19 protein-coding genes and 1 pseudogene are annotated in these 21,151 nt (G+C 69.3%); 12 read left to right on the top strand and 8 right to left on the bottom strand.

Going from position 1 to position 21,151, the window contains the following annotated elements; genetic code table 11:
• Positions 1 to 37 precede the first annotated feature (37 nt).
• The 3 genes from ACFO60_RS20275 to ACFO60_RS20265 form a co-directional block, all read right to left on the bottom strand.
• Positions 38 to 2,890, bottom strand: coding sequence for a cation-translocating P-type ATPase (locus ACFO60_RS20275; RefSeq protein WP_380842193.1), 2,853 nt, complete (start codon positions 2,888 to 2,890; stop codon positions 38 to 40).
• Between the two features lie 58 nt (positions 2,891 to 2,948).
• Positions 2,949 to 3,179, bottom strand: a complete 231-nt coding sequence (locus tag ACFO60_RS20270; RefSeq protein ID WP_380842344.1) for a universal stress protein — start codon at positions 3,177 to 3,179, stop codon at positions 2,949 to 2,951.
• A 92-nt stretch (positions 3,180 to 3,271) separates the two neighbouring features.
• On the bottom strand, positions 3,272 to 5,878 hold the full coding sequence (locus ACFO60_RS20265; protein ID WP_380842191.1) for a cation-translocating P-type ATPase: 2,607 nt from the start codon (positions 5,876 to 5,878) through the stop codon (positions 3,272 to 3,274).
• Between the two features lie 588 nt (positions 5,879 to 6,466).
• Here ACFO60_RS20265 and ACFO60_RS20260 point away from each other — a divergent pair.
• Positions 6,467 to 6,796: a hypothetical protein gene (locus tag ACFO60_RS20260; RefSeq protein WP_380842189.1), complete on the top strand. Its 330-nt coding sequence runs from the start codon at positions 6,467 to 6,469 to the stop codon at positions 6,794 to 6,796.
• A gap of 14 nt (positions 6,797 to 6,810) precedes the next feature.
• Here ACFO60_RS20260 and ACFO60_RS20255 read toward each other — a convergent pair whose 3' ends face one another.
• Positions 6,811 to 7,671 (bottom strand): SDR family NAD(P)-dependent oxidoreductase, encoded by an 861-nt coding sequence (locus tag ACFO60_RS20255; RefSeq protein ID WP_380842186.1) that lies wholly within the window; start codon positions 7,669 to 7,671, stop codon positions 6,811 to 6,813.
• A 184-nt stretch (positions 7,672 to 7,855) separates the two neighbouring features.
• Here ACFO60_RS20255 and ACFO60_RS20250 point away from each other — a divergent pair, with 184 nt between their 5' ends.
• Positions 7,856 to 8,737, top strand: coding sequence for a helix-turn-helix transcriptional regulator (locus tag ACFO60_RS20250; protein WP_380842184.1), 882 nt, complete (start codon positions 7,856 to 7,858; stop codon positions 8,735 to 8,737).
• A gap of 284 nt (positions 8,738 to 9,021) precedes the next feature.
• Here the strand turns inward: ACFO60_RS20250 and ACFO60_RS20245 are convergent, their stop codons facing one another.
• Positions 9,022 to 10,404, bottom strand: a complete 1,383-nt coding sequence (locus tag ACFO60_RS20245; protein ID WP_380842182.1) for an NAD-dependent succinate-semialdehyde dehydrogenase — start codon at positions 10,402 to 10,404, stop codon at positions 9,022 to 9,024.
• A gap of 180 nt (positions 10,405 to 10,584) precedes the next feature.
• On the opposite strand from ACFO60_RS20245, the pseudogene ACFO60_RS20240 reads away from it, so the two are divergent.
• A pseudogene (locus ACFO60_RS20240) lies at positions 10,585 to 10,767 on the top strand (erythromycin esterase family protein); the annotation flags it as partial.
• A gap of 95 nt (positions 10,768 to 10,862) precedes the next feature.
• On the opposite strand, the gene ACFO60_RS20235 reads toward ACFO60_RS20240, so the two are convergent.
• Positions 10,863 to 11,708, bottom strand: a complete 846-nt coding sequence (locus ACFO60_RS20235; RefSeq protein WP_380842180.1) for an LLM class F420-dependent oxidoreductase — start codon at positions 11,706 to 11,708, stop codon at positions 10,863 to 10,865.
• Between the two features lie 533 nt (positions 11,709 to 12,241).
• Between ACFO60_RS20235 and ACFO60_RS20225 the strand changes: the two genes are divergently transcribed.
• Positions 12,242 to 12,538 (top strand): hypothetical protein, encoded by a 297-nt coding sequence (locus tag ACFO60_RS20225; protein WP_380842178.1) that lies wholly within the window; start codon positions 12,242 to 12,244, stop codon positions 12,536 to 12,538.
• A gap of 184 nt (positions 12,539 to 12,722) precedes the next feature.
• Here ACFO60_RS20225 and ACFO60_RS20220 read toward each other — a convergent pair whose 3' ends face one another.
• A complete protein-coding gene (locus ACFO60_RS20220) occupies positions 12,723 to 13,061 on the bottom strand; it encodes a hypothetical protein (RefSeq protein ID WP_380842176.1) in 339 nt (112 codons plus the stop codon).
• A gap of 264 nt (positions 13,062 to 13,325) precedes the next feature.
• Between ACFO60_RS20220 and ACFO60_RS20215 the strand changes: the two genes are divergently transcribed.
• A complete protein-coding gene (locus ACFO60_RS20215; RefSeq protein ID WP_380842174.1) occupies positions 13,326 to 13,763 on the top strand; it encodes a hypothetical protein in 438 nt (145 codons plus the stop codon).
• A gap of 298 nt (positions 13,764 to 14,061) precedes the next feature.
• On the opposite strand, the gene ACFO60_RS20210 is transcribed toward ACFO60_RS20215, so the two are convergent.
• Positions 14,062 to 15,132, bottom strand: a complete 1,071-nt coding sequence (locus tag ACFO60_RS20210; protein ID WP_380842172.1) for a flavin-containing monooxygenase — start codon at positions 15,130 to 15,132, stop codon at positions 14,062 to 14,064.
• 59 nt (positions 15,133 to 15,191) lie between these two features.
• Here ACFO60_RS20210 and ACFO60_RS20205 point away from each other — a divergent pair, with 59 nt between their 5' ends.
• The 7 genes from ACFO60_RS20205 to ACFO60_RS20175 all read left to right on the top strand — a co-directional run bounded on the left by ACFO60_RS20205 (position 15,192) and on the right by ACFO60_RS20175 (position 21,083).
• Entirely contained in the window at positions 15,192 to 15,545 is a 354-nt protein-coding gene (locus ACFO60_RS20205) for an ArsR/SmtB family transcription factor (RefSeq protein ID WP_380842170.1), read from the top strand.
• Positions 15,546 to 15,789: 244 nt separating this feature from the next.
• The gene (locus ACFO60_RS20200; RefSeq protein ID WP_380842168.1) at positions 15,790 to 15,927 is read left to right on the top strand and encodes a hypothetical protein; all 138 of its coding nucleotides are present in this window, start codon (positions 15,790 to 15,792) and stop codon (positions 15,925 to 15,927) included.
• Between the two features lie 25 nt (positions 15,928 to 15,952).
• Positions 15,953 to 17,359, top strand: a complete 1,407-nt coding sequence (locus ACFO60_RS20195) for an FAD-dependent oxidoreductase (RefSeq protein WP_380842166.1) — start codon at positions 15,953 to 15,955, stop codon at positions 17,357 to 17,359.
• A gap of 14 nt (positions 17,360 to 17,373) precedes the next feature.
• Positions 17,374 to 17,643 carry a hypothetical protein gene (locus tag ACFO60_RS20190; RefSeq protein WP_380842163.1) on the top strand — a complete coding sequence of 90 codons (270 nt, stop codon included), beginning with the start codon at positions 17,374 to 17,376 and terminating at the stop codon, positions 17,641 to 17,643.
• Positions 17,640 to 18,869: an MFS transporter gene (locus ACFO60_RS20185; protein ID WP_380842160.1), complete on the top strand. Its 1,230-nt coding sequence runs from the start codon at positions 17,640 to 17,642 to the stop codon at positions 18,867 to 18,869. The genes ACFO60_RS20190 and ACFO60_RS20185 overlap by 4 nt, the downstream gene beginning before the upstream one ends.
• Before the next feature lie 32 nt (positions 18,870 to 18,901).
• Positions 18,902 to 19,276: a metalloregulator ArsR/SmtB family transcription factor gene (locus tag ACFO60_RS20180; protein WP_380842158.1), complete on the top strand. Its 375-nt coding sequence runs from the start codon at positions 18,902 to 18,904 to the stop codon at positions 19,274 to 19,276.
• A gap of 526 nt (positions 19,277 to 19,802) precedes the next feature.
• Positions 19,803 to 21,083, top strand: a complete 1,281-nt coding sequence (locus ACFO60_RS20175) for a M28 family metallopeptidase (protein ID WP_380842155.1) — start codon at positions 19,803 to 19,805, stop codon at positions 21,081 to 21,083.
• Positions 21,084 to 21,151: the final 68 nt, after the last annotated feature.

Raw genomic sequence — 21,151 nt, 5'->3', positions numbered from 1 at the left:
CCGTGCTGACCCCGCACTTCGGGCAGGAAGAGGAGACCTACTTCTCTCTGGTCCGAAGTTCCCCTCTCACCACGGTGGCCGACCGAGCGCCCGGCTCGTTCGGGGACGTCCGGCCGTCCCGCCGGCGCACGTACCGGCGGATCTCGTCGGCGCCCCAGACGATCAGCGGGAACGGGACGACGAAGGCCAGCATGTCCCAGGTCAGCGACGCGGTGCCCAGCAGCGCCTGGAACGGCGATGCGTAGATGAAGATCGCGGCGAGCGCCAGCTCGAACGCGATCCCCCACAGCAACAGTGGGTTGGACACAACACCGATCGAGCGCAGGGAAGCGCGTTCGGTCCGGACGGCGAATGCGGTGCCGACCTGGCCGGCGATCATGCCGAGGAACGTCATCGTGGTCGCCTGCCGGTAGGCATGGTGAAGACGCGTACCCGGACCGGTGGGCGCTCCGGGGTACCAGCCGGCCCGCAGCAGCACGTAGAAGAATCCGGCCATGGAAAGGACGGCGCAGATCACACCGAGGAAGAGCCAGGCGCGCAGCAGCATCGGCAGGCGGACGACGCTCTCGGAGCGTGCGCGTGGCGGACGTCGCATGAGGCCCGGCTCGGCGGGCTCACGCCCGAGCGCGAGCGCGGGGAGGGTCTCGGTGCCGACCTCGAAGGCCAGCAACTGCAGTACCGTCAGCGGCAACGGCACCGTACCGCCTGCCAGGGCGAACACCAGGAACGGAGTGACCTCCGGAGTGGTGTGGGCGAAGATGTAGCAGATGAACTTGCGGATGTTGTCGTAGACCTGCCGCCCTGTCCTCACGGCGGCGACGACGGTGGCGAAGTTGTCGTCGGTGAGCACCATGGTGGATGCCTCACGCGCAACGTCGGTTCCCGAACGTCCCATCGCCACCCCGATGTCGGCGCGGCGCAGCGCAGGTGCGTCGTTGACCCCGTCGCCGGTCATCGCCACGACGTGTCCCTCGGCCCGCAAGGCGTCGGCGATGCGCAGTTTCGCCTCCGGGGAACTGCGAGCGAAGATCAGCTGACGGTTCCGGCGCAGCAGCGCATCGAGTTCGTCCTCAGACATCCGGGCGAGCCGGTCGCCGGTCACCACTGTCGGATGGGCGCCCACGATCCCCACCTGAGCCGCGATCGCCGCGGCCGTCAGCGCATGGTCGCCGGTGACGACGATGATGCGGATGCCGGCGGTACGGCAGTGCCGGACGGCGTCGGCGACCCCTGGCCGCGGTGGGTCGTGCATGGCCACCAGCCCGAGTAGGGTCAGCTCCCGTTCGGCCTGTTCACGGCGTTCCGGGAGGTCATGTCCACCGACGGCGGTGGGTGCCGCCGGCGGAGGGACGGCGACCCCTGATCGACCGCCTCGCCCCGGCAGGCGCCGGGCGGCCACCGCCAGCACCCGCAGCCCCTGCCGCGCGTAGGAGTCGACGAGCCGCTCGACGTCGTGGCGCCGCGCCGGAGTGATCGGCGCCCGTGTCCGGTCGCTTTCCAGGATGGTGGTGCAGCGTGGAAGGACGGCCTCGGGGGCTCCCTTCGTATCCACACACATGTCCGCGTCCCGCTCGTCGAGCGTCGACATCAGTTTCAGAACCGGGTCGAAGTGGAACTGGCGCAGCCTGCGACGGCGCCGCTGAGCCGTGTCGCGGGCTTCGCCCAGAGTGATCGCAGCCTCGAGCATCGCAACCTCGGTGGGATCGCCGACCAGCTCGCCTTCGACGCCCGGTTGAGCGTTGTTGCAGGCGGCCATGACGGCGGCCATCTCACTGATCGCCGGATCACCCGCGATGTTCGGAGCTCCACCGCCGGTCAGGTCGTATGCGCCCGCCGCCGTCCAGACCGTCGTGACCCGCATGCGGTTCTCCGTCAGTGTGCCGGTCTTGTCGGTGCAGATCACGCTCGTCGCCCCCAGGCTCTCCACCGCGCTCAGCCGCTTGACCACGGCCCCCCGCCGTACCAGCCCGCGCACTCCCAGCGCCAGCGCCAAGGTGATCACCGGCAGCAGGCCCTCCGGAACGTTGCCGACGAGCAATCCCACCGCGAACACGACCGCGTCACCGAGCGGTAGGTGCGCGCCGATCATCGCCAGCGGAACGAACGCGATCCCCGAGACGACGGCGATCGCCGCGATGAGCCACGCCACCCGGCGGACCTGGCTTTCCAGCGGGCTCTCCTCTCTCTCGACGCGTTCCGACAGCGCCGCGATGCGTCCGAGCTCCGTACGCATCCCGGTCGCGAAGACCACCGCCTGGGCCTCGCCCTCGGTACAGCTCGTCCCGGAGAACACCAGGTTCCGGGCCCGCAGCAGTTCCACCTTGCTGTCGGTGAGCTCCGCGGAGCGGAACACCGGCATCGCCTCACCGGTCAGTGTCGACGGATCCACCTCGACGCCGCCTTCGATCAGTCGTGCGTCAGCCGAGATCCGATCGCCCTCCGCGATCAGCAGGATGTCGCCGGGGACCAACTCGGCGGCCGGTAGCAGCTGTACTCGCCCATCACGCACGACCCTGGCCTTCTGCGGTAGGTAAGCGGCCAGCGCTTCGACCGCGCGCTCGGCCTGAACCTCCTGGACGAACGCGAACACGGCATTGATCACGATCATGACGAGGATCGCCACCGCGACCGCGACGATCTGCGCCACCCAGGCCAGGACCGCCGCCACCCACAGCAGCAACGCCAGCGGATGGGTGAACTGCCGGAGCAATTCCCCCGGCCAACGACGTCCTCCGCGGCGGCGGAGCTCGTTCGGACCGTAGTGGATCAGCCGGCGCGCCGCCTCACGAGCGGAAAGCCCAGACCGGGTGCTACGCAGGTCGCGCAGCAGTGATTCCACGCGCTCGGTCGGATCGATTCCCGCACGCGGTTCCTCGCCTGGCTCGCTCATCGATCACCCCGCACCAACACCTGAACCACGCAGAGACTCTTCGTGTGCCACGTCCAGATCAAGGACGGGCCACGGCCACCGGAGCCAAGGCGTGATCGATGACCGTGTCGGTCGTCGCGTCCAGCCCGAACACGGCTCGCAGCCCCGGACGGGCTCCGATCACGACCAGGTCGGCGTCCGCCGAAGCTTCGACAGGAGCCTTCCCCGGATGGCCATGGATCACGTCCTCGATCAAGACGACATGAGACCTTGACCAGACCGCGTTTCGTTCATGCGGATCGCTGGCGATGATCGGTGTGCTCTGGAGTAAGACCTCAGCGATTGCAACTCTTTCGCGCGACAGATGGCGAAGATCCCCCTAGTGACGGCCATCGCACCCGGTCATGACCGGGTGCCCGGGTCGGCCTGGTGGTTCAGAGGGAGCGAATGTAGAGGTGAGGCGGCCACTGGCCGATCGCCTGGGCCGCGCGGTGGAGTCGGGTGCAGTGTCCGGTCGAGGCGTACGGCGGCGTAGCCGAGGGTGGAGAGCGCGATGACGATGAGCAGGTCCGCCATGCCCAGCGGCTCGGTGCCGAGGAGTCCGCGAAGTGGGGGGAGGTAGAGCGCCGCGAGTTGCAGGACGAGAGCGCCGGCGACGGCGAGGAGGAGCGCGGGGTTCGCCAGCGATCCAGGGCGGGTCCGGGAGCCGATCGCGACGCCGAGCTGGGTGGCGCCGAGGGCGAAGAAGGCCATGCTCTGCCAGGGACGTCCGGTGTGGTAGGCCCAGATGGCGACGCCGAGGGTGACGGCGGTGAGGACGATGCCGATGCGGATCACGCGCAGCCACAGTCCGGCCCCCATGATGCTCTGCGCGGGCGGCCGGGGTGGCCGCGCCATGGTGTCCGGCAGGGCGGGCTCGCCGCCAAGGGCCACACCCGGTAGTCCGTGGGTGAGCAGGTTGATCCACAGGATCTGGGCGGGTAGCAGGGGGAGGGCGAGGCCCGCGAACGGGCCCAGCAGCATGACGGCTATCTCCGCCGCCCCGCCGGACAGACCGTAGACGAGGAACCGGCGGATGTTGTCGTAGACCCGGCGGCCTTCCTCGACGGCCGCCACCACGGTTTCCAGGTTGTCGTCGACCAGCACCAGGTCGGCCGCCTGGCGGGCCACCTCGGTTCCGCGCCGTCCCATGGCCACGCCGATGTCGGCGCGTCGCAGCGCGGGTCCGTCGTTGACGCCGTCTCCGGTCATCGCGAGGATGTCGCCGCTTTCGCGCATGTTCTGGATGATGTCGAGTTTCTGCTCGGGCGTGGCCCGGGCGTAGACGCCGGCGCGGGTCTGACCGGCTTCGCCGGGGTCGCGGCAGTCGATGACCTGGTCGCCGGTGCCGATGATGCCCAGGCTGGTGGCGATGGCACGGGCGGTTCCCGGATGGTCGCCGGTGATCAGGACCGGTCTGATCCCGGCTCGCTTGAAGGCGGTCACGGCGGCGGCCGCGGCGGGGCGCGGCGGATCCAGGATCGCGATCAGCCCGAGCAGCGTCAGTCCGCTCTCCTCGACCGTTTCCGGAACGACGTCCAGATCGGTCCTCGCGACGGCCAGGACCCGATAGCCGGCCTCGGCGAGCTGATCGGCGCGCTCGGCCGCGCGGGCCAGGAGCGCCGCGTCGTCGACCAGGACCGGTGGATGCAGCAGCGCCTCGGGTGCGCCCTTGCAGATCACCCGGGCACGGCCGTCAAGGAGCCGGTGCGCGGTGCTCATACGCTTTCGGCCGCTGTCGAAGGGACGCTCGGCGAGTCTGGGGAACCGCCGTTGCAGCTGCGGCCGGTCCAGGTCCAGTTTGGCGGCGGCCACGAGCAGGGCCGCTTCGGTCGGATCGCCCAGCGCCGTCCACTCTCCACGGGGATCTTGAGACAGCCTGGCGTCGTTGCACAGCGTCGCCGCGACCAGTAGGTGGGTGAGGTCCTCGGCGTCGAGAAGCCGGTCTCGGACGATCTCGCCCTCAGGGGCATAGCCGGAGCCGGTGAGCGTGGCTTCCCCGGACGGCGTCCAGATCCGCTGGACGACCATCCGTCCTTCGGTGAGGGTGCCGGTCTTGTCGGTGGCCAGAACGGTGACCGAGCCCAGGGTCTCCACTGCGGGCAGCCTGCGCACCAAGGCGTTGCGGGCGGCCATCCGGCGGGCTCCGAGCGCGAGGCTCAAGGTGACGACGGCGGGAAGCGACTCGGGCACGGCCGCGACCACCAGGCTGATCGCGGTCACGACCATCAGCTCGACGGGTTGGCCGCGCAGCAGGCCGAGGGCCAGCACGGCCGCGCACAACAGCACGGTGACGCCGGCCAGCATGCGGCCGACTCCCATCAGACGTCGCTGCAGCGGGGTGAGACCCGCTCCCTTGGCCATCAGGGAGGCTATGCGCCCGGTCGCGCTCGCCACCCCCACCGCGGTGACCACCGCCCGGCCGCGGCCGCGTACCACGACGGTGCCCGAGGACACCACGTCCTCGAACCCCTTGTCCACGGGCACCGACTCGCCTGTCAGGGCCGACTCGTCGACGAGCAGCGCCGCCGACTCCACCACCTCGGCGTCAGCCGGAACGATGTCGCCCTCGGCCAGCACCAGAAGGTCCCCGACGACGATGCCGGCCGCCGGAACCTGCGCCTGGGAACCGTCACGGATCACACGCGCCGTCGGGGCCGTGAGATGCGACAGGGCCGTGATCGCCCGGTCGGCGCGGACCTCCTGCACCACGCCGACCGAACCGTTGACGACGATCACCAGCATGATCACGGCCATGTCGGCCCAGTCCCCCGTGGCGGCGGTCAACGCCGCCGCCACGAGCAGAACGAGGATCAAGGGGTCGCGAAGCTGGCCCGCGACCCGCCGCCAGAGCGGGACGGGGAGCTTCCCGGGCAGGATGTTGGCCCCATCCCGTGCCAGCCGCGCCGCCGACTCTGCCGATGACAGACCAGAGGGGATGCCGGTCGCAGCGGATTCCGCCTTGGCCATTCGTCGTCTCCCTATGAGTCTGGTCGAAGCCGGTCATGGTGCCGAAGGCCAGTCTTCACAGCAGGTCGAGCCCTTGGACAGGGCGGAAAGTCCCTACCAAGGAGTGCTGAAGACACGCGGTTGATCGATGGCCACCTGCCACACGAGCCGGCGGCGTTCGCTGGTCCGCCCCGATCTCCTCGGATGACGTAACGGTGAATGCCTCACGTCCCCCACGCCCTCGCCCCAGTGGTTCCCGGTCGGGCCCGCCGGGAACCTGGTATCCGATGAGTCTCACTTGCGGGCGTGCACGATGTGGACGGCGGCGCGGATTCTGCGTTCTTGGGCGGACGCTCGACCGAGGACCGGCAGCCGGACTGCTCGCGACTCCGCCGACGTGCGGTCCAGCTCGCGCCCGGGCGCCTGTCGCGATCAGGTCAGGTCAGGTCTCCACCCCGTAGTACAGGGCGAGGTAGTCGATGATGTCGGCGGCGTGGGGCAGGAGCTCGGGCAGGTGGGCCGTCAGGGCGGCGCGGGTGGCGTCGGCGAGTTCGGACTGGCCGGCGGCGGGGCGGACGTAGGGTTCGAGCCGTTTTGATCAACTCGTAGTTGCTTTCGATGTTCTCGGCGCGCATGGCCCGCTCGGTCGAGGGCGCGCCGGGCGGTGGAATGGGGGCAGCGACCACGATCCACGCCGCCTACGCCGCAGCGCTGAAGCGGGTCCGTCAGACCCACATGAAGACCGTGCTGCGCCGCGCGTCGAATACCGTCAACGCCCACCTCACCGCGTTGGACCACTTCTTCACCCAGCTCGGACTCGGCCCCGCCGTCGTCCGCCGCGACGACGCCCCAAGCTCGCGCCCCGTGCCCTGGACGCCCGCCGGCAGAGGCGCTACCTGTGCGCGCTCGGACCCATCGGGGGAGATTTCCTTTCTATGACAAACGGCGAATTCTCAGGCGTCGGCGAAGTCGGTGGCGTCGGCCGTCTGCGCGGTGGCCTCGAGGTTCGCGCGCAGGGCATCGACCTTCGCGGCGGCGTAGGCGTGGGCGTCCGAGCCGAGCAGCTGGCGCAGCGGGCCATCGCCGCGGACAACCTCGCGGATGATCGCCTCCGCACCCTTGACCGGGTTGCCCAGCTGGTTGCCCTGGAGCTTCAGATGGTTCTCGGTCATCTCACGCAGACCCGGGTACGCATCCGTCGTCGAGGCGGGCAGCGCGAGCGAGTCGGTGGTGAGGAAATCGGTGCGGAAGTAGCCGGGCTCGACGATGGTGACCTTGACGTCGAAGTCGGTCATCTCCTGGGCCAGCGCTTCGGTGAGACCCTCGAGCGCGAACTTGCCCGCGCAGTAGAGGCCCCAGCCCGGAACCGCGGTCAGCCCGAGAATCGACGACACGTTGACCACATGACCGCTCTTCTGCTCGCGAAGGACCGGCAGCGTGGCACGCAATACGTTCCACACCCCGACGACCTGGACGTCGAGCATGTCGCGAACCTCGCGGGCACTCGTCTCCTCCACGGCGGCCAGGTAGCCGTAGCCGGCGTTGTTGACGACCACGTCGAGCCCGCCGAACCGCTCCGTGGCTTGGCGGACAGCCTGCCGGACCTGCTCGTCATCACGCAGGTCGACGGTTAGCGGCAGCAGCCGCGAAGTGTCGACGCGGTCACCGAGGGCTGCCAGCAGCCGCTCCGTGGAACGGGTCGTCGCGGCGACCTGGTCGCCACGCTGGAGCAGTTGTGTGACCAGCTCCAGGCCCAGACCGCGGGAGGTACCGGTCACGAACCAGGTCGCGGGTCGATCCGTCGGGAAACTCATGGTCGTCCTTTGCTCACGATTTCGGTGATGCGCCGCCGGGCTGTTCCCGTGGTGGCGTGCTTCAAGCGTGACCCGCCGCAAGCCCCCATTGGGGCCTATCTCGCGCCCTGTGGAGGCGCGGTCTGCGGGACCTAGGACTCGCCGGTCCACCCAGGACCGCGCCGGCTCAGGGAGACTCGAACCTGTGAACAAGACCAACCAAGAACTCGCCGATTTCCTACGGCGCGCCCGCAGCCAGATCGACCCCGCGCGCGCAGGCCTGCCCCCCGACGGACGCGTCCGCCGCGTACCCGGCCTCCGCCGCGAAGAAGTCGCCCGCCTCGCCGGCGTGTCCACCGACTACTACGCCCGCCTCGAACAAGGCCGCCGCATCACTCCCTCCGCCGCCGTCGTCGAAGCCATCGGCCGCGCCCTCGGCCTCGACGCCGCTGGACGCGCCCACCTCAAAGACCTCATCGGCCTGACCTCGACACCAACCCCCCGCCGAACCCACGACGTCCAGCGCGTCCGCCCCGGCCTCTACCAGCTCCTCGACGCCCTCGACGGCGAACCCGCCCTCATCCTCGGCCGCCGCACCGACATCCTCGCCGCCAACCGCATGGCCAAAGCCCTCTTCACCGACTTCGACCAGCTCCCCGCCGCCCACCGCAACTACGCCCGCTGGATGTTCCTCGACGGCGACGCCCGAGCCCTCTTCCTCGACTGGCCCGACCAAGCCCGCGCCGCCGTCGAAAGCCTCCGGTTCGAAGTCGGCCGCAACCCCGACGACCGCGCCACCACCGACCTGGTCACCGAACTACGCGAACACAGCCGCGAATTCGACCAATGGTGGGAACAACACCGCGTTCACCAGCGCACCCATGGCTCCAAACGCCTCCGCCACAACCTCGTCGGAGACCTCACCGTCGAATACGAAACCCTCACCCTTCCCGGCGACCCCGAGACCACCCTGTTCATCTACACCACCGAACCGGAATCACCCTCACGACGAGCCATCGACATCCTCGCCAGCTGGACCGCAACCATCCCCACCCTCGAACCGAACCCCAACATCACCGAGCAGTAACGCCCATCCGAGTTCGCCGGCGACAGCGGCATCGCGGGGCGATATCGACCTGCGACAGGCCGCCGCATCGGCCCGTTCGTCGTTCGCCGACCAGCTGCTGATCATGCGCAGCGCCCTGTAACCGGCAAGTGCAGCCGACCGCCCGCATCGAGAAGGATCGGGGTGTTGGCAGGCAGCCGGGCGGCGACCTCGCGGGCGCATCGACATTGACAGGTGCTACTACAACGACACTCCGTCGGGCCCGGCGCATCTTCAACCTTGGTAGCGCTCGTGGCCGGGCATGCTCACGGCGCGGCGTCGAGCGGAACGACGTTGATCAGCTTCTTGTTGACGAACTCATGGATGCCGAGCCAGGACAGCTCCCGCCCGTAACCGGACTGCTTGATGCCACCGAACGGCAACTCGGGCGCGGTCCAGGTGGGATGGTTGATGAAGACCATGCCGCTCTCGATGCGGTGGGCGATCTTCTTGCCGTGCTCGATGTCGGAGGTGAAGACCGCGCCACCGAGCCCGAAGCCGGTGTCGTTGGCGATGGAGATCGCCTCATCCTCGTCCCGGATGCTGAAGAACATCGCCACTGGGCCGAAGAGCTCCTGCCCGTAGACCGGGTTGTCACGGCTCACGTCGGTGAGGATCGTCGGCTGGACGAACGCTCCGGTCTCCGGCACCTGGGGGCCGACCTCGGTCGCCCGGGCACCGTGCTCGACCGCCTCGGCCACCTGCGCCTTCAGCTTGTCGGCGGCCGACTGGGACGACATCGGCGGCAGGGTGGTCCGCTCGTCCATCGGGTCCCCGGCGACCAGCCCGCTCATGGCCGCGGTGAACTCCTCGAGGAACTTGTCGGCGATCTGCTCGTGGACCAGGAGCCGCTTGGTGGCCACGCAGGACTGCCCGCAGTTGTGGAGGCGGCCCCACACGGCCCAGTGGACCGTCGGACCCAGATCGGCGTCGGGCATGGCGATCAGCGGGTCGCTGCCGCCCAGTTCGAGGGTGGTCTTCTTGACCGCCTTGCCGGCGCGCGTCGCGATGACACTGCCCGCCTGCTCGCTGCCAGTAAGGGCCACCCCCATCACGCGCGGATCGTCGATCACCTTTCCGACCTGCTCCTTGGTGACGAAAAGGTTGGTGTAGACGCCGTCCGGCGCACCGGCCTCGCGGTAGAGATCCTCAAAGGCCAGCGCGGACCGGGGTACGCCCGACGCGTGCTTGACCATGGTGACGTTGCCCGCCATCACGTTGGGGACCGCGAATCGCGCCAGTTGGTAGTACGGGAAGTTCCACGGCTGCACGCCGAACAGGACACCTAGCGGGCTGCTGACGACGACCGCCTCGCCCCTACGCGTGTCGATCGGGACCGGCTTGAGGAAGTTCTCGGCGTTGTCGGCGTAGTAGTCGAAGATGTCCGCGCTCAGGAGCACCTCTTCGACGCTCTCGCCGATCCGCTTTCCCATCTCCAGGGTCAACAGGCGGGCGAACTCGTCCCGCCGCTCACGCAGGATCCGGGCCGCGTGTCTGGTGACGGCCGCTCGCTCGTCGAAGCTTCGCCGACGCCATTCCTCGTACGCCGACCGAGCACGTGACAGGGCGTCCTCGAGTTCCGCGTCGGTGATCTCCGCGAACGTGGCGACGACCTCACCACTGTAAGGATTGACCGATTGATAAGGCATGATTCCCCCCCGAATATGCCTAGTTGTGCCTTATGCCCGCCTTGCCGACGGCCGAAACGTTAGGAGGGGAGCCCAAGGAGCATACGGATCTCCTCCTGGACGGTGTCCGGATAGCGCCCGCGTCGACGACGAAGCCCGGAGCCTTGCGCCGGAGCCGGTCCAACTGATTTCGCGCTTCCGACCTGGATGTGGCGGAACACGGCGGTGCTCGACTTCGTCGGCTGGCTGCGCGAGTACAACGACCGTGCAAAGGACGACATGGACAAGACCGGCTTCTACGGTATGGACCTGTACAGCTTGTGCCGATTCATGGAGGAAGTCGTCGCCTTCCAGGAGCGGGTCGACCCGGACGCCGCCGCGCGCCTGCGAACGCTACTCCTGTTTCGGCCACGCCAGCGGCGACGACGGCGAGTCCCTACCCTTTCGCGGTCTGAGGATCGGACGCAGGCCGGAACCTGTCACGCGGTGAACGAGCGGGCGACCGCCGCGAGCTCGTCTAGCGTCTGGTACGTCTCCTCGGCCGGCAACGTGGGCAGATCGAAGAGCACCTGGTCGACGCCGGCGTCGGCGAGCCGGGCGACGGCCTCGCGCTCGCCCGGCACGGCGTAGACGGACACGGGGACCCGGCCCCGGCCGGCCTCCATGGCGCGTCGCTCCAGCTCGGCGATCCTGCGGGCGATCTCCTCGGACCCCAGTCCGTACGTCGGCATCCAGCAGTCGCCGTACTCCAGCGTGCGGTCGAGCGCCTTCGGCCCGTTGCCACCTACGACGATCGGCGGATGCGGGCGCTGTACGGGCTTGGGCCAGCAAAAGATCGGATCGAAGTTCACGAACGTCCCGTGGTGCTCGGCCTGGTCCTTGGCCCAGATCTCCTTCATCGCCTGGACCCGCTCGCGCAGCAGCGTCATCCGGGTCTTTGGATCGGTGCCGTGATTTCGCATTTCCTCCAGGTTCCAGCCAGCCCCGATGCCGACGGCGACCCGGCCCGCGGAGACATGGTCGAGGCTCGCGATCTCCTTGGCGGTGGTGATGGGATCCCGTTCGACGAGCAGGAGGATGCCGGTGCCGAGCCGGATTCGCTCGGTCACCACGGCCGCCGCCGTGAGGGTCACGAACGGGTCGAAGGTCCGGTAGTACTTCCGCGGGAGCTCGTCGCTCTCAGGCCAACGCGACTCGCGGCTGACCGGGATGTGGGTGTGTTCGGCGACGAACAGCGACGCGAAGCCGCGCTCCTCCAGCGCCTCCCCGAGCCGCGCCGGCGCGATGCCCTCATCGGTCACGAACGTTGCGACCCCGAACTCCATCTGGCCCCCCAAGTTGTCATCTAGAGCGACTCATTCCTACGCGGGCTCATGGGCAAACGGGGGTGCGAATGGAGTCCGGCTCTTCGTTGTCCCTGGAGATGCCCCGTACGAACGTCGTGGGGTGAACGTGGACCTCAGACGGTTCAAGGTCAGGCGCAGCCGTGTCCTCGGGGTGGCGCTGACGCCGAAGGCGGCGTGCGATGGAGCGCCGGCCGGCCCGTCCCGGTCAGCACGGGCGCGGGCGGATCAAGGACACGGACTACAAGACGCGGCTGCTGGAGACGCTCGGGGGCAGCGCCAGGGCGCCGACCGCGCCGGCCGTCGTGCCGATGGCCTGCCGCAAGCCCGGCCCGGCTCACTGTCGGCTCGTCCGGCGGCGGGACGGTACCCATCCCGATAGCGTCGCCGAGCCCGCACAGGCGCGTGGCCACGGCGGTGACCGCGGCCCGTCCACGAGTCGAGTACGCCGGCGACCGATCGCGCGCCTTCGGCGAGACCTGTCCGCGGGCCGGAGCCGGTGAGCGAGCCAAAGCGTGAGCAGCCGCGCGCCGATCCACTCGCCGCCCACCGTCTCCAGCAATCCGTTGAACACCGCAGGACTCGGCGGCGGCCGCAGCGCGGCGGCCAGCGTGCAGAGCGTCGCCATCGGCCCCACCCGCGGGACCGCCGCGCCGAGCGCGGCCACGGCCGGTGTGACCGCCATCGCCGGCCACGGGTCGCCGCTGACCAGCGCGCCGAGTCAGGAGAACACCGCCACGACGGCGACCACGGTGACTGGGAGCGGATGCGAACGCCCTGTGATCCTTGCATCGAGAAGGCACCCAGCGTGACAAGCCGGCTCTCCGCCATGTGGCCGCTCACCAGGCCCGCGACGAGCCGGGTGCACACCTCGGCGCGCTCACCAGCCCGTAGGCGGGCTCCGGGACCCCGTCGGAGTGGCGAACGTCCGGCGCGCAGTGTGACCGCACGGCCACCCCGACGACGGGCGGAGATCATCACATCACGCGGCCGACGTCACGGCCCGCCGACCGCCGGCAGGTGCGGAACCGACGCACGGCGCTGTTCCGGGCTGGTCGTGACCCGTCGGCGCGGCTGGTCGCTGTCCAAGAGTGCGGGCAGGCTGTTGCGGCGCCCTTCGATGATGGCCCTGACGCTCATGGTGCTGCAGTTGGGACAGATGATCTCGTCGCCGGTGGGGGGTAGCACCGGAACACCGTCGAGCCGGTAGAAGGCGAACGACGCGCCGACGTCGTCGCTCACGTACTGCACGTCGTAGTCCGCCGTCCAGGTGTGCCCGCAGCGCCCGCAGACGAATCTGTAGCGTTCCACGGCGACTTCGACCAGCATCGTCATCGCCGTCCCCCCGGCGCTTCGTGAACTTCCCTTCATCGTTCCCGCCACCGGCTCTCGCGCACGCGCCGGACCGTTTCTTTACCGTTGCTGGCGGCCGCGCCGTGCCGCCGGCCTTGCTGGACGCCTACACCGCCCACCACACCGCAACCATCAACACCGACGCCTCCGCCTCGGCCGCACCTAGAGTCCTCATCGCCCCGGACATTGAAGATGCCTTTCTCCGCAGGCAAAGTCGCCTGCGGTTCCTTCAGTACGCCCTCGCCCATGATGAGCAGTTTCGTCAGGACCCAATCGCTCGGCAACTACAGCAAGCACTCGGCCGGCGGGCCCGCCTCGAGACGCCGGCCACGACCCCTGAAGGAGACCCTGATCAGGGAAAAGCGCGACGCTGGCACCTGCTGGCGACCACGCTGTCCCCTGGCGACTTCGCCCATCTCCTTGACGCAACCGAAGTGGGACTGCGCGTACGTGGCACAGGCCGCCGAATATCAGAACACAGCGCGAGCTGCCGCGATCTTGCTGGTATTGGACAAGACCCTGGGCGGCGAAGGCGCACCAAAACTGTTCGAGAGCGCGTGGGTCGAGGAGGTCAAACGCCGCGACGAACGACACACCTGCCGCGTGGTGATCGTCAGGGTGCCGGGTGGCCGGGATAAGCCCGACCAGTTACGCCCACCCGCCCAGCTCTACGCCGCAGGTTGAGCGTTGCCGGCCAACTGCGATGGCGCCCTGGGGGCTGCGTCCACGGAGGTGGTGTACGAGTTTCCGCTGGTAGTCAGCGTGGCGCGGCCGCCGAGATGGTCTCCACTCCAAAGCACCGGGGGCCGATCTACCAGTGGCCCTCACGTCCGCGGGGATGGTTCCGCGACCAACGGCATCAGTGGTCATCTCGGAGATGGAGCGAAGATGGGCCCTCATTCGGCGTCATCGCGGCTGTTCGTTCTCAGCTTGATGAGTGCCAGTGTGGTGGGAATGTACATGATCAGCGGTCCGGCCACGGCTACACGCCTGCCCGCGTGCGCCGTGTGTCGAGATGGGCTTTGAGCTCACGGGTGAGGTGGCGGGCGTCGCGGCCTACGCCGCGGAGGGTGTTGGAGGAAGGGGTGCGCTGCCATTCCAGGCCGAGGTATCCGAGGCCGGCATGGGTGGTCGACAGGCCGCGGGCGTGCCGGGGATGACCTGTCTCGTCGAGTGCGCCGATCTTGTCCAGGTAGGAGAGGCTGGGCCGGTAGCCGGTGGCGAACAGCACCACGTCGACAAGTTCACGCGTGCCGTCGGCCCACACCAGTTCGTCGCCCTCGAAGCGGGTGAACATAGGGCGCCGATCCATGCGCCCATCACGCAGCGCCTGGCGGTAGATGCCCGTGTCCAGGACCGGGACGCCGGGCGGGCTGTCGATCAAGCGGGCGGGAAACCGGTCGAAGCCGGTGACGTGGAACCAGAAGTGCAGGTCCTTACCCAAGGGGCGCTGGTCGACGAAGCGGACCGGCTCGCGGGTGGCCAAGGTGACCGTCGCGGTCTCCGCGAGCTCGTAGGAGATCTGGACGGCGGAATTGCCCGCGCCCACCACGACGATGCGCCTTCCCGCGTAGGAAGCGGGGTTGTCGTAGCCGGCGGCGTGCAGGATCTCTCCGGGGAAATCCTGTTGCCCTGGCAATGTGAACAGGTAGGGGTTGGTGAATGAGCCGCTGGCCGCGATCACTGTGGGTGCCGAGAACATGTCGCCGTTGGAGGTGCGCACGTTGAAGCGGCCGCTATCGGCTTCGACGGCGGTGACACGGGTGCCGGTGCGGATGCCGGCGCCGCGGCGGGCCAGGGCGCGGGCGTAGCGCGCCAGGTAGTCCACCACTTCGTCGCGGTGGGGGTAGCGATCTGGGTGGCCCGGAAACACCATGCCGGGCAGTGAGCTGTAGCGCGCGGGGGAGAACAGGGTGAGGCTGTCGTAGTAGCGCGGCCAAGATCCGGTGGCCTGGTCGCCGGCTTCGAGGAGTACGGGCGTGAGGCCGGCGTCCAGCAGGGTCCAGGTGGCTGCCAAGCCGGACTGGCCGCCGCCGATGACGATGGTGTCCATGCGGCCAGATCATATCGTCATATCTAGAAAAGACAATATGATGGCCGGGGGGTGATGCTATGACCATGACGTCGAGTCCGGTGGAGATGAGTGAGCGGGCGCGTGGCCTGCTCAAGGCCCTGGCCAGCGACACCCGCCAGCAGATCCTCATGCTGTTCGCCGGGGGGATCGAGCTGACGGTGAATCAGGTGGCCGAGCGTATGTCGCTGGCTCAGTCGGCGACCTCCACCCATCTGGCCACGCTTCGGGACGGCGGGTTGCTGAGTTCCCGGCGTGAGTGGAAGACCGTCTATTACCGCGCCGACCCGGGCCGCATCGGACGTGCGCTTACGGACCTTCAGCTCAGCCTGCAGGCATGCTGCCCGCCCGGTGACTGTCGGTCGGATGACCGCCCGGTGGACGGCTGTGGCTGAATCGCCGCCTGGATCCGTCCCCTCCGTCAGGTCTGCCGGCGGCTGGGTGCGCTGTGGCGTGAGCCGCGATGCCGTCCACGTCAGGGGCCCAGTGGTCGCGTACACCCGCAAGGCCCCGCTGCGGTCGCCTTCTGGCCGGGCGCGGCGAGAGGGCTGATTCGACCAGCGTTTTGATTTGACAATTCTCTAATCAACAGCGCATGCTGCTGACTACTTCGACAAGCTTCTAAACAGGAGGTGCGCGATGCGCGCTCTGTTCCGCCGGTCCCGCCAGGTCCAGCCTGTCTCGTTCAATGAGGCCACCGGCGAGGTCTGCGACACCGCTTGCCGCGCGGACGCTGCTCTGCACCGCGCACGCACCACCGTCCTGCTGTTCCGCTGACACCCGAAGACCAGGAGGAACCACCATGAGTGACAGCTGCTGCGGCACCACCACCTCCCTTGAACTCGAGCAGATCTTGACCGCAGGCGACGCCGGCGCTCTGCCCGTTGTCGTGATCGGTGCCGGTCCGGTCGGTCTGGCCGCCGCCGCGCACCTGGCCGAGCGCGGCCAGGACTTCGTGGTCTTGGAGGCAGGCCGGCAGGTGGCCTCCTCGGTCGCCCAGTGGGGCCACGTCCGCGTGTTCAGCCCGTGGAAGTACAACATCGACGCCGCGGCCAAGCGCCTGCTGCAGGCCGACGGCTGGACAGAGCCGGACCCCGAGTGGCTGCCCACCGGAGCCGAGCTGATCGACGACTACCTGGCTCCGCTGGCCAAGCTGTTCGGCTCGCGGGTACGGCTGGGCGCCAAGGTGAGTGCGATCAGCCGCCTCGGCTACGACCGGGTCCGGACCAACGGCCGTGAAGACGTTCCGTTCCTGATCCGCCTCGAAGGCGGCCAGGAACTGCAGGCTCGTGCGATCATCGATGCCTCCGGCACCTACACCAGCCCGAACGTCCTGGGCGCGAGCGGCCTGCCCGCCTACGGAGAGGCGGATGCGGCCGAGCTCATCGACCACGCCCTGCCCGACGTGCTCGGTGCCGACCGCCAAGCCTACGAGGGCAAGCACACTCTCGTCGTCGGCGCGGGCCACTCGGCCGCCACGACGCTCTTGGCCTTGGCCGAGCTGGCCAACACCCCGATCACCTGGGCGATCCGCGCCGGCAACGCCACCAGGACCTACGGCGGCGGCGCAGCCGACGCCCTCCCCGCCCGCGGCGCACTCGGCACCCGCCTGCGCGCACACGTCGACTCCGGCCGCATCCAGTTGCTGACCGGCTTCTTCGCCCACTCCCTCACCACGGCCGGCGGCCAGGTCATCATGGTCAGCCGGGATCCGTCCGGAACTGAGCGGTCCGTCATCGTGGATCGCATTGTGGCCGCGACGGGCTACCGCCCCGACCACTCCATCGCCTCTGAGTTGCGCCTGGACCTGGACCCGATCCTGGGCTCCACACGCCGGTTGGCCCCGCTGATCGATCCCAACCAGCACTCCTGCGGCACCGTTCCCGCCCACGGCGTCGACGAGCTGTCCCACCCCGAGCCCGGCTACTACGCCGTCGGCGTCAAGAGCTACGGTCGCGCGCCGACCTTCCTGATGGCGACCGGCTACGAGCAGGTCCGCTCGGTCGCCGCCGCCATCGCCGGCGACTGGGAAGCGGCCCGGGACGTTCAGCTCGACCTGCCCGAGACCGGCGTTTGCTCCTCCGACCTCGCCGAGGCCCAGGAGCAGCGCGTCGGTCTGGCCACCGGCATCAGCGGCGGCCTGCTCGCGGCTCCCCTGCCTCTTGTCACCGTCGGCGGCTCCGAGGTCGGCGGCAGTTGCTGCGGCTAATAGACAGGATCGACATGTCCGACGGATACCCCACCGCCGCTCAGAAAGAGGCATTGCGCCTCATCTGCGACTACGGCCGGCTGGACACCGAAGCCCTGGGCCGCCATCTGGTCAACGCCCGCAGATCGAGCACCAACCCGGGCTTCGTTCCGGCGATCTCACGGATGGCCGGCACACTGGCCTGGCGTCTGGAGTCCCAGGGGTTCATCGCCGAGACCGGGGCCGAGTGGAGGATGACGGCGGACGGTCGCCGCCTGATCTCCTGCTCCAGCGAGCCGGAGTGAGTTCCACCTTCGAGACCGCCGCCGCCACCAAGACCGGGGGCGGCGGTCAGCCGCATACCGGCCGCGGCCGGCGGATGGTCGCCGCGCTCGCGGTGACCCAGACCATCGGCTACGGCGTGCTCTACTACGCCTTCTCCGTTTTTCTCGCCCCCATGTCCCGCGACCTGCATGCCAGCGCCCCGCAGATCGCCGCCGCGCTCACCCTGTCGATCCTCATCGCGGCCCTGTGCGCCCCGCTGATCGGCCGTCGGCTGGATGCTCGTGGCGGCCACGGTCTCATGACCGCGGGATCTGTCCTCGGCACGGCCGCCGTCCTGGCCTGGTCACGCGTGGACAGCCTGCCCCAGCTGTATGCGGTGTTCGCGGCCATCGGCATCGCCTGCTCGATGGTGTTGTACGAGTCCGCCTTCGCCGTCATCGTCAGCTGGTTCGACGGTCGAGGCCGTGCGAACGCGCTGCTCGCCGTCACCGTCGTCGCCGGGTTCGCCTCGGCGATCTTCCTGCCGCTCACCGGCCTGCTCGTCGAGTGGTACGGCTGGCGCCTTGCCTTGGTCATCCTGGCCGTGCTGTACGGCGTGGCCGCCATCCCGCTGCACGCGCTCGTCCTGCGGAACCGTACTCGCGCCACACAGGAACCAGCCGCAGTACAAGAGCGGGCGGCGATCGTCAGGGACGCCACCCGCCGACGGCCGTTCTGGCTGCTGGTGATCGCCTTCACCGCCAACGGCGGTGCGGGGGCGGTGATGGCGGTGCTGCTCATCACCTACCTCGTCCACCTCGGCCACCCGCCCGTCCTGGCGGCCACGCTCGCGGGTCTGCTTGGCGTGCTGTCGGTGACCGGACGCCTGCTCACCACCGGCCTGCAGCGCCGTCTGCCCGCTGCGCTCATCGCTGCCGCGATCTTCGCCCTCCAGGGCGTCGCCGTCCTGGCTCTGCCCTTTGTGGGCCAGACGGTGCCAGGCGCCGTCGGCTGTGTTCTGCTGTTCGGGCTGGGGTTCGGTATCGCCTCCATCACTCTGCCGCAACTGCTCGTCCAGCGATACGGGACCGCCGCCTACGCTTCCCTGTCGGGCCGCATCGCCGCCTTCTCCGTCGCCGACAAGGCGCTTGCCCCGCTCGGCGCGGTCGCGATCGCTCAAGCGGTCGGCTACTCCTGGGTCATGGGAGCCGTGGCCGCCGCCTGTGCGATCGCCGCGTTCGCGCTGGTGGCCTACCACCGCGTATAATTTAGATAGATGTCAAATCAGGGAGCGTCGTCATGACCGCCGTCACCGTCCAGTGCTGCGCGCCGATCGCCCGCGAACCGCTCGGCGAGAGCGACGCGGCCGAACTCGCGGCCATGCTCAAGGCCGTCGCCGATCCCGTACGGCTGCGCCTGCTGTCGATGATCGGCTCCCACGCGGGCGGCGAGGCCTGCGTGTGCGACCTGACCCCGGGCTTCGACCTGAGCGCGCCCACGATCTCCCACCACCTCAAGGTGCTGCGCACCGCCGGGCTCATCGACAGTGAGCGCCGCGGCACCTGGGTCTACTACTGGATCATCCCCGCGGCGGTGAACAAGCTCGGCGCCCTGTTCGCCCCGCTGGCCGAACCCGCCCGCGGGCCGGTCGAGCTGGAGCCCACTACGAGATGACCGCCGCTTCGCGCGCGGTCGTCGTCGGCGGACAGGCGGGACTCGCGGCGGGCTACTACCTGCGCCGCGCACATCCCCGCTAGCGGCCGCGTGCCCCGCGTTCGGGCCCGCATCTTTTGCCCGTGGCCGCCCCGCGCGCGGGTGTCGACGATGCGCTTTGCCGCGGAATAACTGATTAGATGTCAGTCTAACTTGAAGGTCTTCTAAGTAGTGTGGCATAGTGGCCCTGATTAGATATCCATCTAACTCATGTGAGCATGTCGCGCTCACGTCGGTAAGAAGGGAAGCCTCCGATGACGAACGACGTCAGTGGCGGATTCATCGGGAACCTGGACGAGGCGTTCGCTCCGCCGGCTGCGGGGGGATGTTGTGGCGGCCCCGCCGTGCCTGACGCCGGCGCGGCTGCCGAGGCGGCGACCTCCTGCTGCGGTAGCCAGGTAGCGGCCGGCCAGGCCGCCGAGGCCGGATGCTGTGGGCGGGCTCCGGCTCCGGCCGACGCACAAGCCGCCAAGGGCGAATCCGCCGGATGCTGCGGATGACCTCCCAGCCGTCGGCCGAAGCGCCTGCCTTAGCGTCGACCGGGTCGGCACAGGAACTGGCGTCCCTGGTGGAGCAGGTCTCGGCGCAGCGGATGCTGGCCACCGTGCGAACGCTTGCCGCAGATGAGTTCACCGGCCGCCGGGTGGGGACGCCCGGTGGCCGGGCCGCGGCCGGCTGGCTCGCCCGGCAGCTGGGCGCCCTGGGTGCTGAGGTCGAGCTCGACGCCTTCTCCGTCAGCAGTGTGCGTGAGCTGTACAGCACGCCGGTACTGCAATGGAGCGTCGGCGGGCGGGTGCGCACGCTGGAGCATCGCCGCGAGTTCGTCGAGCACCTGGCCTCGGCTGAGATGCCTCAGCCGCACACGGCGCACCTGGTGCCCGGCGACTCCGCCGACGTGCGAGGCCGGTGGGTCCTGGCCGAAGCCGGCGATTGGGCGCAGGCCTGCGACCGCGCCGAGGCGGAGGGAGCGGTCGGCGTGCTGATGGCACGCGGCATCGACGAGGGCGGCTGGATGCCCAAGATGATCGCAGGCCCGGCTGTCCGGGCGGTGCCGGTCATCGGGGTGCGCACCGACCTGCACCGATACCTGGCCGACACGCTGTCCGAGCGTGAGGCGCCCACTCAGTTGCAGGTGACCGGTTCCATACCGTTGAGATCGGTCGCCGCCGAGGGCCGCAACGTCTATGCCCGCCTGCCCAACACGGGCCGGCGGACATCCGGTGTGCCTCGCGTGCTTCTGACCGCGCACTTCGATGGGGTGGGCGATGACCCGCAGCGCCGGTTGCCCGCGGCAGCCGACAACGCCTCTGGCGTGGCCGCGGTCCTGGAGGCCGCCCGCGTCCTGTCGTCCGGGCTGGGCGCGCCGGTGGACCTGTCGGTGGCCTTTCTGGACGCCGAGGAGGCGGGCGCGTGGGGGTCGGCCCACCACGCTCCCCACGTACCGCCGGACACTGTAGTGATCAACCTGGACGGAGCCGCGCAGCTGCACCAGACCGCCTCCGTCGAGGCGGGCGGACCCGCCCACGCCCTGCTGGCCATCCTGGATCAGGCCGGGCGGTTGACCGGGCTACCGCTGCGAGCCGGGTCGATGGCATCCGACAACCGCCGTTACGCCGCAGCCGGGCTGGCCGCGGTCGGCATCGGCATGGGGATGCCCGGATACCAGACCCCGGCCGAGACCGTCGAGCGCGTCGATGAGGTCACCTTGCTGACCGCCGCACGCCTGCTGGTGGCCACCGTGGAGTTGCTGGCCACATCAAGCAAGTAGGTGAACGAACGGCGCGGGAGCGACAGACACCCGATGCTCCGCAGCCGCACGCCCAGCTCTGCAGCAGC

It is taken from the genome of Sphaerisporangium dianthi, assembly GCF_042654065.1.
Classification (GTDB): Bacteria; Actinomycetota; Actinomycetes; order Streptosporangiales; family Streptosporangiaceae; genus Sphaerisporangium; species Sphaerisporangium dianthi.
This window is presented reverse-complemented; position numbering and strand designations above follow the sequence as displayed.

Bases quoted from the DNA above. Each gene is read 5' to 3' on its own strand.
- ACFO60_RS20275 (WP_380842193.1), bottom strand. From the start codon at position 2,890: ATGAGCGAGCCAGGCGAGGAACCGCGTGCGGGAATCGATCCGACCGAG.
- ACFO60_RS20265 (WP_380842191.1), bottom strand. From the start codon at position 5,878: ATGGCCAAGGCGGAATCCGCTGCGACCGGCATCCCCTCTGGTCTGTCA.
- ACFO60_RS20255 (WP_380842186.1), bottom strand. From the start codon at position 7,671: ATGAGTTTCCCGACGGATCGACCCGCGACCTGGTTCGTGACCGGTACC.
- ACFO60_RS20245 (WP_380842182.1), bottom strand. From the start codon at position 10,404: ATGCCTTATCAATCGGTCAATCCTTACAGTGGTGAGGTCGTCGCCACG.
- ACFO60_RS20235 (WP_380842180.1), bottom strand. From the start codon at position 11,708: ATGGAGTTCGGGGTCGCAACGTTCGTGACCGATGAGGGCATCGCGCCG.
- ACFO60_RS20220 (WP_380842176.1), bottom strand. From the start codon at position 13,061: ATGACGATGCTGGTCGAAGTCGCCGTGGAACGCTACAGATTCGTCTGC.
- ACFO60_RS20215 (WP_380842174.1), top strand. From the start codon at position 13,326: ATGATGAGCAGTTTCGTCAGGACCCAATCGCTCGGCAACTACAGCAAG.
- ACFO60_RS20210 (WP_380842172.1), bottom strand. From the start codon at position 15,132: ATGGACACCATCGTCATCGGCGGCGGCCAGTCCGGCTTGGCAGCCACC.
- ACFO60_RS20205 (WP_380842170.1), top strand. From the start codon at position 15,192: ATGACCATGACGTCGAGTCCGGTGGAGATGAGTGAGCGGGCGCGTGGC.
- ACFO60_RS20200 (WP_380842168.1), top strand. From the start codon at position 15,790: ATGCGCGCTCTGTTCCGCCGGTCCCGCCAGGTCCAGCCTGTCTCGTTC.
- ACFO60_RS20195 (WP_380842166.1), top strand. From the start codon at position 15,953: ATGAGTGACAGCTGCTGCGGCACCACCACCTCCCTTGAACTCGAGCAG.
- ACFO60_RS20190 (WP_380842163.1), top strand. From the start codon at position 17,374: ATGTCCGACGGATACCCCACCGCCGCTCAGAAAGAGGCATTGCGCCTC.
- ACFO60_RS20180 (WP_380842158.1), top strand. From the start codon at position 18,902: ATGACCGCCGTCACCGTCCAGTGCTGCGCGCCGATCGCCCGCGAACCG.
- ACFO60_RS20175 (WP_380842155.1), top strand. From the start codon at position 19,803: ATGCTGCGGATGACCTCCCAGCCGTCGGCCGAAGCGCCTGCCTTAGCG.